The 9,360-nt window shown below is 69.5% G+C and carries 11 protein-coding genes and 1 pseudogene; 5 read left to right on the plus strand and 7 right to left on the minus strand.

Features of this window, described 5'->3' with window-relative positions:
• Window positions 1-2: 2 nt before the first annotated feature.
• The 3 genes from G5C51_RS18145 to G5C51_RS44045 are packed head-to-tail and all read right to left on the minus strand — an operon-like array spanning window position 3 to window position 2,244.
• A complete protein-coding gene (locus G5C51_RS18145) occupies window positions 3-983 on the minus strand; it encodes an ABC transporter substrate-binding protein (RefSeq protein WP_165238597.1) in 981 nt (326 codons plus the stop codon).
• Window positions 980-1,822 (minus strand): ATP-binding cassette domain-containing protein, encoded by an 843-nt coding sequence (locus tag G5C51_RS18150; RefSeq protein ID WP_165238599.1) that lies wholly within the window; start codon window positions 1,820-1,822, stop codon window positions 980-982. Before G5C51_RS18150 ends, G5C51_RS18145 begins: the two co-directional genes overlap by 4 nt.
• A gap of 50 nt (window positions 1,823-1,872) precedes the next feature.
• Entirely contained in the window at window positions 1,873-2,244 is a 372-nt protein-coding gene (locus tag G5C51_RS44045; RefSeq protein WP_165238601.1) for a GNAT family N-acetyltransferase, read from the minus strand.
• Window positions 2,245-2,376: 132 nt separating this feature from the next.
• Here G5C51_RS44045 and G5C51_RS18160 point away from each other — a divergent pair, with 132 nt between their 5' ends.
• Genes G5C51_RS18160 through G5C51_RS18170 form a run of 3 tightly spaced genes read left to right on the plus strand, consistent with a single transcriptional unit; the run spans window position 2,377 to window position 3,648 of the window.
• Window positions 2,377-2,754 carry a hypothetical protein gene (locus G5C51_RS18160; protein ID WP_240929741.1) on the plus strand — a complete coding sequence of 126 codons (378 nt, stop codon included), beginning with the start codon at window positions 2,377-2,379 and terminating at the stop codon, window positions 2,752-2,754.
• Window positions 2,755-2,761: 7 nt separating this feature from the next.
• Window positions 2,762-3,262: a hypothetical protein gene (locus tag G5C51_RS18165; RefSeq protein ID WP_165238603.1), complete on the plus strand. Its 501-nt coding sequence runs from the start codon at window positions 2,762-2,764 to the stop codon at window positions 3,260-3,262.
• Window positions 3,259-3,648, plus strand: coding sequence for a peptidase inhibitor family I36 protein (locus G5C51_RS18170; protein WP_165238604.1), 390 nt, complete (start codon window positions 3,259-3,261; stop codon window positions 3,646-3,648). The genes G5C51_RS18165 and G5C51_RS18170 overlap by 4 nt, the downstream gene beginning before the upstream one ends.
• Window positions 3,649-3,658: 10 nt before the next feature.
• Here G5C51_RS18170 and G5C51_RS18175 read toward each other — a convergent pair whose 3' ends face one another.
• From G5C51_RS18175 to G5C51_RS18185, 3 genes are all read right to left on the minus strand, one after another.
• Complete coding sequence (locus tag G5C51_RS18175; RefSeq protein ID WP_165238606.1) at window positions 3,659-5,314, minus strand: bifunctional aspartate transaminase/aspartate 4-decarboxylase; 1,656 nt, start codon at window positions 5,312-5,314, stop codon at window positions 3,659-3,661.
• Between the two features lie 43 nt (window positions 5,315-5,357).
• Window positions 5,358-7,043 carry an aspartate-alanine antiporter gene (gene aspT, locus G5C51_RS18180; protein WP_165238608.1) on the minus strand — a complete coding sequence of 562 codons (1,686 nt, stop codon included), beginning with the start codon at window positions 7,041-7,043 and terminating at the stop codon, window positions 5,358-5,360.
• 114 nt (window positions 7,044-7,157) lie between these two features.
• The gene (locus G5C51_RS18185; RefSeq protein WP_165238610.1) at window positions 7,158-7,772 is read right to left on the minus strand and encodes a mycothiol-dependent nitroreductase Rv2466c family protein; all 615 of its coding nucleotides are present in this window, start codon (window positions 7,770-7,772) and stop codon (window positions 7,158-7,160) included.
• A 102-nt stretch (window positions 7,773-7,874) separates the two neighbouring features.
• On the opposite strand from G5C51_RS18185, the gene G5C51_RS18190 reads away from it, so the two are divergent.
• Both G5C51_RS18190 and G5C51_RS18195 read left to right on the plus strand, forming a co-directional pair.
• Entirely contained in the window at window positions 7,875-8,153 is a 279-nt protein-coding gene (locus G5C51_RS18190; RefSeq protein WP_165238612.1) for a hypothetical protein, read from the plus strand.
• Between the two features lie 24 nt (window positions 8,154-8,177).
• Window positions 8,178-8,675, plus strand: a pseudogene (locus tag G5C51_RS18195) (DUF4328 domain-containing protein); the annotation flags it as partial.
• Here G5C51_RS18195 and G5C51_RS18200 read toward each other — a convergent pair.
• Window positions 8,672-8,929 (minus strand): hypothetical protein, encoded by a 258-nt coding sequence (locus G5C51_RS18200; protein WP_165238614.1) that lies wholly within the window; start codon window positions 8,927-8,929, stop codon window positions 8,672-8,674. The pseudogene G5C51_RS18195 and the gene G5C51_RS18200 overlap by 4 nt on opposite strands.
• Between the last annotated feature and the right edge of the window lie 431 nt (window positions 8,930-9,360).

Consider the following 9,360-nt stretch of genomic DNA (forward strand, 5'->3'; position numbering starts at 1 on the left):
GGTTACTTGGTCAGCTCACTCACGACGGAGTCGATGTACTGGTTCATCGACTTGGTGCCGCCGAACATCCAGATGCCGTCGGGCAGCCGGTGCACATTGCCCTTCTTGACGAACGGCAGTGACTTCCACACCGAGTCCTTGGCGAGGGCGCCGGTGAAGGGGGTGCTGCTCTTGTCGTCCTTGTTGCCGATGTAGGCGAAGTGGACGTCGTCCGGGAGCTTGGTGAGCCCCTCGACGTCGGTGGCGCCGAGCCCGTAGGCCTTGTCGCCCTTGACCTTCCAGGCGTTCTTCAGCCCGAGCTGCTCGTTGACCGCGCCGAGCAGCGAGCCGGAGGTGAACGGCCGGATCGAGACCTGGTTGGCCTGCACGTAGCCGTCGGCGAAGGCAAAGTCCGCGCCCGCGAGATCGGCGTCGGCGAGCGCCTTCTTGCCCTCGGCGACCTTCGCCTCGAAGTCCTTCTTCAGCTTCCCGGCCTGCTCGGTGGTGCCGGTCGCCTCCGCGATGAGATCGCGGTTCTTGTTCATCTGCCCGATCGGGTCGGCGGCGTTCGCCGACTTGATCTGCAGCACCGGGGCGACCTCGCGCAGCTGCTTCACGGCGGCCGGCTTCAGGTCGTCGGTGGCGACGATGAGGTCGGGGCGGATGGAGGCGATGGTGTCCATGCTCGGCTCGCCGCGGGTGCCGATGTCCTTGGCGTCGTTCGTCAGCGGGGCGGCCTTGTTCCAGGTCTTGTAGCCCTTGACGTCGGCGACGCCGGCGGGGTCGACGCCGAGCGAGATCAGGTCCTCGACGACGTTCCACTCGGTCCCGACGACCTTCTTGGCGGGCCCGTCGAGCTTCACCTTGGCGCCGGTGGCGTCGGTGACCGTGATCTTCTGGGCGCCCTTGCCGGCGTCCTTCTCCGCGGGCTCGGTGGTCCCGCAGGCGGTCAGGGCGAGGGCGGCGGCGGCGAGGGCGGCCGCGGCCGGTATGGAGCGTCTCATGAGGGGGTGCTGAGCCTTTCGCTTCGCGTGTGGTGGCGGCCGATCGCGCGGGTGCGCAGCCGGCCGGTGAGCGGGTCGTCGTCGACCTCGATGCGGATGCCGTACGTCTTGGTGAGCTGCTCGGGGGTGAGCACGTCCTCGGGGCGGCCCTCGGCGACGACCCGTCCCGAGTCGAGCAGCACCATCCGGTCGGCGATGGCCGCCGCCTGGTCGAGGTCGTGCAGCACGGCGCCCACCGCGATCCGGTGGTCGTCCGCCAGGTCGCGTACGAGATCGAGGAGCTCGACCTGATAGCGCAGATCGAGATAGGTGGTGGGCTCGTCCAGGAGCAGCACCCCGGTGTCCTGCGCGAGACAGCCGGCCAGCCAGACGCGCTGCAGCTGCCCGCCGGACAGGTGCTCGGCGCCGCGCTCGGCGAGCTCGGTGACACCGGTCATGGCGAGCGCGCGATCGACGGCGGCCCGCCCGCCGGGGTCCGCTTTGCCCCATCGGCCCCGGTACGGATACCGCCCGAACTCCACCACATCGCGCACCGTCAGCCCGCTGGGCGTCGGCCGCCCCTGGGTGAGCAGCGCGACCTGCCGCGCGAACTCGCGCGAGGAGAGCGCGAGACCATCGGTCTCACCATCGAGGACGAGACTGGCTTCCCGCGCCCGCTGCAGCCGCGCGACGGTCCGCAGCAGCGTCGACTTCCCGCTGCCATTGGGGCCGACCAGCACGGTCACCTCACCGGGCCGCAGGTTCAGCGCCGCCTCGTGCACGACATCGACGCCGTCGTACGCCACGGTGACGTCCGTGGCGGAAAGGGCGTGCCCGTGCGCATTCTCTCCGACTCTCACGAGCGCTTAGGTTAGCCTAACCTTCTACGTGTGTGGACCGGGGGCGGCGCCTAGGACCGCGCGGGCTGGTTGGCGATCAGCAGGGTGGCCCCGGCGGCCCGGAAACCGAGCCGGGCGTAAATGCGCGCGACGGCGTCCTGCGCGTAGGCAAGGAAGACCGTACGCACCCCACACTCCCGAGCATGCTCGACCAGAGCCACGGTGACCGCGGCGCCCAGCCCCCGCCGCCGAGCACTGGGCAGCGTGCCGACACCACCGATCTCGGTGGCGCCGCCCGCCGGGTGATACTGCCCGACGGCCAGGGGAGTGCTGTCCGGCGCCACCTCAGCCAGCCACTCGAACGCCTCCGGCACCCCGAGCTCCCGCTGCCGGGCGCGCACCCGCGTGATGTCGGCGGCCGCAACTGACCGGCTCCCCACCACGGGCCGCCGCGGTACGACTAGTCACCGCTGCGGGTGGTGCGGCGCCTAGCTGGGGAGATGCCGGGGGAGGTTGCTGGCGCATCATCCGTCCAGCGCCCTTGGGGGCATCAATTGCGCCGCTTTTACGCAGCCTTGCTCGCTGCCGCAACCCTCGCCGCCACCGCCGGCGCGGCCTCGGCCGCCGGTGATCCGGTCCGCACCCTGCCCGCGAAGAGCTCCGCCGCGCTGCCGGGCTACGTCTGCTTCTGGTCCGAGCCCGAGGAGCACGGCCCCCAGGGCGGCTGGTGCTACAACGGCGCCGGCTACGCCGAGGCGCGGCCGGATGTGAAGCGGCACGCCAAGTCGTTCAGCAATCAGACCCAGGACACCTTCTACGCCCTGAGCTTCCCGCGCGAAGGCCCCTGCCTCTACCGGACCATCTACGGCGGCGACTGGTCGGGGAACTGGGAGTGGTGGGAGAAGTTCGACGGCGTCCAGCGCAACAAGCCCACCGACTGCCAGCAGGGCTGAGGCGGGCGTGCCACCTGTCACCCGTATCGCCGCGGGAGTCCTCACAGCCGGGCTGTTACTCACCGGCTGCGCCACCCCCGCCCAGCGCACCGCGCTGAGCCCGCAGGACACGATCAAAGCCGCCCAGCAGCAGCTCACCGACCGCTGCCTGCGCGACCAGGGCCTCACCCCGCCCAGACCGGGCGCCGCCCGTAAAGCAGCGTCATCCGCCAGGACCCAGCAGCTCGCCGACGCGCTCTACGGCACCGGCCGCGCCGAGCTCTCCCTCGAGCTCCCGAGCGGCCACGTCATCAGCCAGCACACCGACGGCTGCCTCGCGCAGGCCCAGCGGAAGCTCTACGGCGACCAGCCCCGCTGGTTCCGCTCCTCGACCACCGTCGGCAACCTCAAGTCCGCGGCCCCCGCCGCCGACCGCGACACATACGACCAGCTGCGCGCCCACGCCCTGCACCGCGCCCGGACCCTCCTCACCAGCGCACCACCCGCACCGAAAGGCACCCGCCCATGAAGCGCACCCTCACCCTCCTCGCCACCACCCTGCTGGCCGTCGGCGGCCTCGCCATCGCCCCCACCGCGACCGCCGCCCCCTGCGCCAGCGGCAACTTCTGCGTCTGGCGCGACGTCAACTTCACCGACCCCGAGGGCCGCGTCTTCGCCTCCTCGGGCGACGACGAGTGGTGGGAGAGCTGGATCGCGGACGAGGACTCCTCCTGGGCCAACCACGGCGTCTCCGCGCCCGGCGTCAAGGACCACGTCATCGTCTACGAATCCGCCATCGAAGGCCCCTCCGACGGCGGCGCCCGCACCATCTGCCTCGCCCCCGGCCAGGAGATCGGCCACAACGCCGGCGCCAACGACCGCGGCGACGCCCACGTATGGGCGATGAACTGCTGACCGGACCCGCTCAGCTCTTGAGCGACGCCTGCCACTCCGCCGCGTAGTCGTCGAAGATGGCCCGCAGATGGTGGCCGATCTTGAGGTAGTCGAGGTCGTCGAGGTTCGCGAGGGAGGCGCGGACCGACCACTGCGGGCCGTCGAAGCCGCCGCCGTTGAGCAGCACCACGTGCGTCTGCTCGGCGAGCCGGAAGAGCGGGTCGACCGGCTCGTAGTTCGCCTGCAGGAAGTCCGCGAACTCCTTGCCGTGCACCCGCTCGGCCTCGGCGAGGAGGTCGAGCTCGATGTAGTAGCCGGCCCGGCCCGGGTCCTCGGAGATCTTCATCTTGGCGCCCTCCAGCAGCAGGTCGAGGCGCTGCTGGACGATGGAGCGGACCTTCTGCTTGTACGCCTGGCCCTCGTCGAGCATGTTGAAGAGCGAGAACAGCGTCATCTGCACCTGCTGCGGCAGCGACAGGCCCGCGGTGTGGTTGAGGGCGACCTCGCGGGAGTCGGCGACCAGCCGGTCGATGAACTTGATCTTCCCGGGCTCCAGCGTCAGCGTCCCGTAGCGCTTGGCCAGCCGCGCCTTCTCGTCGTCGGGAAGGCCCGCGAGCATCTCGTCGATCACGTTGTCGTCGTGCAGGCCGATGACGCCGAGCCGCCAGCCGGTGCAGCCGTAGTGCTTGGAGTACGAGTACACGAGCAGCGTGTTGCGGGGCAGGTCGGCGACGAGGGAGCGGAAGCCCTCGACGAAGGTGCCGTAGACGTCGTCGGTGACCAGCATCAGGTTCGGGTTCTTGGTGGCGACGATGTCCTTGATCTGGTCCATCACCCGCTGGCTCATCGCGAGCGAGGGCGGGTTGGAGGGATTGACGATGCACACCAGCTTGATGCTCGGGTCCTCGAGCTTCGCCACCTCCTCGGTCGGGTAGCGCCACTCCCGCACCCCGGCCTCGGAGAAGAGGCTGGCGCTCACATGCACCACGTCGAACTCGAAGGTGTCGAGCTCGGGGATCTCCAGATACGGCGTGAACACCGGCGTCATGAGGGCGATCCGGTCGCCCTTGTGCAGGATGCCGTTCTTCATCAGCGAGTCGAAGATGTAGCACATCGCGGCGGTGCCGCCCTCGGTGGCGAAGAGGCTCAGATTGTTGCCCTCCGGCGGCCGCTTGTCGCACATCTCGTCGCCGATATAGCCCCGTACGACCTGCTCGGCGTGGACCAGCATGCGCCCTGGCACCGGGTAGTTGTCGCCGATGATCGAGTCCGCGAGCTCGTGCAGGAAGGCGTCCTTGTCGAAGCCGAACCGCTCGATCGCCAGCTCCACGGAGCGCTGCAGCATGTCGGTGCCGGCGAGATCGGGGTGGGCGTGCAGCCAGCGGTCGAAGCGCTCGCCGATGTCCTTGGTCTCCGGCATGCCGCCGAGGTTGTCCGCGCTCCACACCCGCTTGGACTCCGCGAGGGCGAAGTAACCGAGCGCGAAGAAGGCCTCGCGCGGTCCCGCGGCGATCCAGTTGGGGTTGCCGCGCCCGGCGTTGAGCATCTGGACGGAGGACTTGTCCTTCTGCCCCGGCTTGTCGGCCTGGACCTCCTGGGCGATCTGGATGAACTTGTCCTTCAGCTCGAACGGGCTGAGCTGGGCGAGGGACTTGATCTCCTCGCGGCTGAAGCTGGTCTTGGGCACGGGGACTCCTAAGGGCCTGTCTTACGGATCGTGGCGGGCCGGGTCAGGCGCCGAGGATGCCGACGAGGATGGGGCCGGTGAGGGGCAGCAGGAAGTTGGAGAGCGCGTAGGTGATCGTGTAGCCGAGCATCGGGACCGAGCTCTTGGCGACCTGGGTGATCGAGGTGATCGCGGGCGTCGAGCACTGCTGGCCCGCGATGGCGCCGAGCAGCAGCGGCTTCTCGATCTTCAGCAGCTTCCGGCCGACGATCAGCGAAATAGTGGCCGGAACCAGCACCATCGCGATGCCGGCGAACGGCAGCAGCAGCCCGTACTGCTTCAGCATCGGCCAGGCCTGCGGTCCCGCGGCGAGCCCGGTGCAGGCGATGAAGACGGCGAGCCCGAGGTCCTTGATGGTGGTCGCGGCCTGCGGCGGGAAGGCGCCGAAGGTCGGCTTGCGGGAGCGGAACCAGCCGAACAGCAGCCCTGCCACCAGGCAGCCGCCGCCGGTGCCGAGCGACATCGGGACGTCCCCGGCGCGTACGACGATCTGCCCGAGCAGCGACCCGGCGACGATGCCGAGGCCGAGATAGATGTAGTCGGTGGCGTCGTTCTTGACCGCCGCACCGATCTTGGCGACCAGCTTGTCCAGGCCCGAGCGGGCGCCGACCAGGGTGATCACGTCGCCGCGGTGCACCACGGTCTCCGGCGTGGCCGGGATCTTCTGGTCGGTGCTGCGCAGCACCTCGGTGACGTAGACGCCGGCCTTGCGGAACTCGGGGTGGGACTCGCGGAGCTGGTCGATCGTCCTGCCGTGCGTGTCCTTGTCCGTGATGGCGACCTGCTGGGTCGCCAGGGGGGTGTCCAGGCCCGGGATGCCGGGGGTCTCGGGGCCGATGACATGGGCCGCGTCGATCATCTCCGCGCGGCGGCCGACCAGGAGGACGAGGTCGGAGAGGGTCAGCTTCGTATCGGGCGTGGGTGGCACCAGCTTGCTGCCGCGTTTGATGCCCTCGACGGTGACGTCGCCGCCGAGCTCGGCCTGCAGATCGCCGACGCTGCGGCCGTCCGCCGTGGTCACCAGATAGGTGCGTCCCACCATGCCCGGCATCGCCTGCTGCTCGTCCGACTCGAGCGACTTCCCGCTCGCGCCGCCGCGCATCTTCTCCCACAGCTCGCGGGAGGCGTCCGCGAGGTTGATGCGCAGCAGCATCGGCATGATCTGGCTGGTGAACAGCACGATCGTGATCAGGCCGAAGAGATAGCAGACCGTGTACGCGGTGGCCACGTGCCCCTGGTACGTCTTGATCTGGTCCTGCGACAGCCCGTTCAGCTGCCCGATCGACTCGGTCGCCGTACCGACCACCGCCGACTCGGTGGCGGCGCCGGCGAGGATGCCGGAGGCCGTACCGACGTCGAGGTTGAACGCCTTGGCGAGGCCGATCGCGATGGACAGGACGCAGACGACCTCGATCAGGCAGAGCGCGAAGAAGCGCAGGCTCTTCCGGTTGAGGTTGTGGAAGAACTGCGGGCCCGCCATATAGCCGAGCGAGAAGATGAAGAGCGCGAAGAACACCGTCTTCACATCGTCGTTCACCGTCACATGCCGGGTGCCGAGCAGCAGCGACACGATCAGCGTGCCGCAGATGCCGCCGAGCGTGATCGGCCCGACCCGCAGCTTGCCCACGAGGTAGCCCAGGGCCAGGCAGAGGAAGAGGGCAAGCTCGGGGTGGTCACGCAGAACGCCCACGCAGAACTCCTTGAGAAGCCCCCCGGCCGGACCTGGTCGTGATCAAGGTAACAGCGGAGTCATACGGCCACATCTCGTGGCATTACGGACAGGGCTCTTCGGGTCACGGAGGCCCTAGGCGGAGAACCGGGGCTCCTCGGTCCGGGTGCGCTTGAGCTCGAAGAAGCCCGGGACGGCGGCCATCGTCAGCAAGCCGTCCCACAGCTGCCCGGCGGTCTCCCCGGTGGGGGCGGGGGAGACGACCGGACCGAAGAAACCGACCCGCTCGCCGCCGGGCCCGTCGACGCCGATCACCGGAGTGCCGATATCGGCACCGCCCAGGGCGATGGCCTCGGCATGCGAGGCCCGGATCGCCTCGTCGTACGTGGTGGACAGGGCGACCGTCCCGAGCTCCTCCGGCAGTCCGGCGTCCGTCAGGGCCGCCTCGAGGTTCCCCCAGTCGCCGCGCAGGTGGAAGCGGGTGCCCATCGCCGTAAAGAGGCCCCCGAGCGCGCGCTGCCCGAACCGCTCCGCCACCGCCGCGCACACGCGCACCGGCGCCCAGAGATAGTCCCCCCACTCGCCCTCGGGATTGTCGTCGCGGTGCTCGTTGAGTACGGCCAGGCTCATCACCCGCCAGCGGACGGCCACCGGCCGCACCTTGGTGACCTCGACCAGCCATCGCGAGCTGATCCATGTGTACGGACAGACGGGGTCGAACCAGAAGTCAACGGTGCGCTGCTCGGTCATCGCCTCACTCCACCCGCGGGAGCGCCGCGGCGTCAATGGCTTATGCTCCCGGAGCCCGGCGCTGGGGAGCTGCCGGCGGGATCCGCGGGGGGATCAACGCGCATGCAATGCATCGACTGCCGCAACAGACCTGCGACCACGCCGGACGGCCGCTGCCGCGTCTGCTCCGTCGCGGAGGCGCAGATGTCGCTGGAAGACGCCAGAGGGGTGGCCGTGGCGCCGCCCGGTGCGCACCACCCCGGCGCATCGCGCTGGATGTACCGCCCGCTGGGCGGGCTGGCGACGGCGCTGACGGTGCTGCTGAGCGTGTGCGTCGCCGTGGACCTGCTCTCCCTCTTCGCCGGATTCCGCATCCGCGGCCTGATGACGGACGTGCGGTAGGCCGGCCGGAACGAGCTCGACGCCGCCGACGCGCTGTACGGCGCCACCGGCCTGCTGCAGTGGCTCGCCCTGCTCGCCACGGCGGCGGTCTTCATCATCTGGTTCCACCGGACGCGCGAGAACGCCGAGTTGTTCAACGCGGGGGAGCTGCGGCACTCCTCGGGCTGGGCCGTCGGCGCCTGGTTCATCCCGTTCGCCAACCTGTGGATCCCCAAGAAGATCGCCAACGACATCTGGCAGGCGAGCGCCCCGCCACCCGACTTCGGCTCCCGGCGGCCGGCCGGCGTCGGCCTGGTCACGGCATGGTGGGCACTCTGGGTGACGAACCTGCTCGTCGAACGCCTGGCCTCCCGCGTCTACCTCTCCGCGGACGACCCGACCGAGGTGAAATCGGCCGTCGGCCTGCTCACGCTCTCCGACACCCTCGACATCCTGGCCGCCGTCCTCGCGATCGTGTACGTCCGCAAGCTCAGCGCCATGCAGAGCCTGAAGCACATCCGCAGCGCACAGCCCGTCGGCTAATCAAGGGCAAAACTGATCACAAAGGCGAGCAGCAGCACCATCCCCAGCATCCATCCGGCGATCGCGGTGTTCTCGGACCGCCGCCGGTGCTCGCGGTCCTCGGCCACGCTCTCCTGGCGCTCAATGCGCTCGGCCAGCTCCGCCGCCGCCGGATCCGGATCGGCGGCCAGCTCCTCGAGACCGCGCTTCCGCAGCTGCGCCAACTCGTAATCGGTGATCTTGCGTCCCGGGTTGAGATTCGGCTCCTCGCCCATCGCACCCCCCAGTGCCGCTGGACCCACGCCTCGCCGAAGTCGCGCTGGGTCAAGGCTACTTGAGAAGCCCCCTCATCTCTGGCGACCGCCGATTTCAAGACATGACGAAGAAGCCTGGCGCAGCCTTCAGGTGTTGGCGGGGAGTCGGTATCTGTAAGGCCCGAAGTGCCGTCAATTTCGCCAGATACGCCAGTTCCGGTCCAGCCTCTTGACAGGTTCATCCCCATACAACACTTTGGGAGCGCTCCCACAACTTCAAGGCTTGCAACATCGCCACCAGAGCCGCGAGGAGGGGACGGACCTCCCGCATTCGGAGAGAGGAACCAGCATGTCGCTGGCGCCCACACCCCACGTCCGAAGACAGCCGATCCGGAGCACCGCCGCCCGCACCGCCGCCCTGCGCGCCGCCCGCACCGCCCCCTGAGCACGGC

Source organism: Streptomyces coryli (assembly GCF_011044975.1).
Classification (GTDB): Bacteria; Actinomycetota; Actinomycetes; order Streptomycetales; family Streptomycetaceae; genus Streptomyces; species Streptomyces coryli.

What these genes read in the sequence shown, in the direction of transcription:
- G5C51_RS18190 (WP_165238612.1), top strand. Translation starts at nt 7,875, where the DNA reads ATGCAATGCATCGACTGCCGCAACAGACCTGCGACCACGCCGGACGGC.
- G5C51_RS18170 (WP_165238604.1), top strand. Translation starts at nt 3,259, where the DNA reads ATGAAGCGCACCCTCACCCTCCTCGCCACCACCCTGCTGGCCGTCGGC.
- G5C51_RS18200 (WP_165238614.1), bottom strand. Translation starts at nt 8,929, where the DNA reads ATGGGCGAGGAGCCGAATCTCAACCCGGGACGCAAGATCACCGATTAC.
- G5C51_RS18145 (WP_165238597.1), bottom strand. Translation starts at nt 983, where the DNA reads ATGAGACGCTCCATACCGGCCGCGGCCGCCCTCGCCGCCGCCGCCCTC.
- G5C51_RS18185 (WP_165238610.1), bottom strand. Translation starts at nt 7,772, where the DNA reads ATGACCGAGCAGCGCACCGTTGACTTCTGGTTCGACCCCGTCTGTCCG.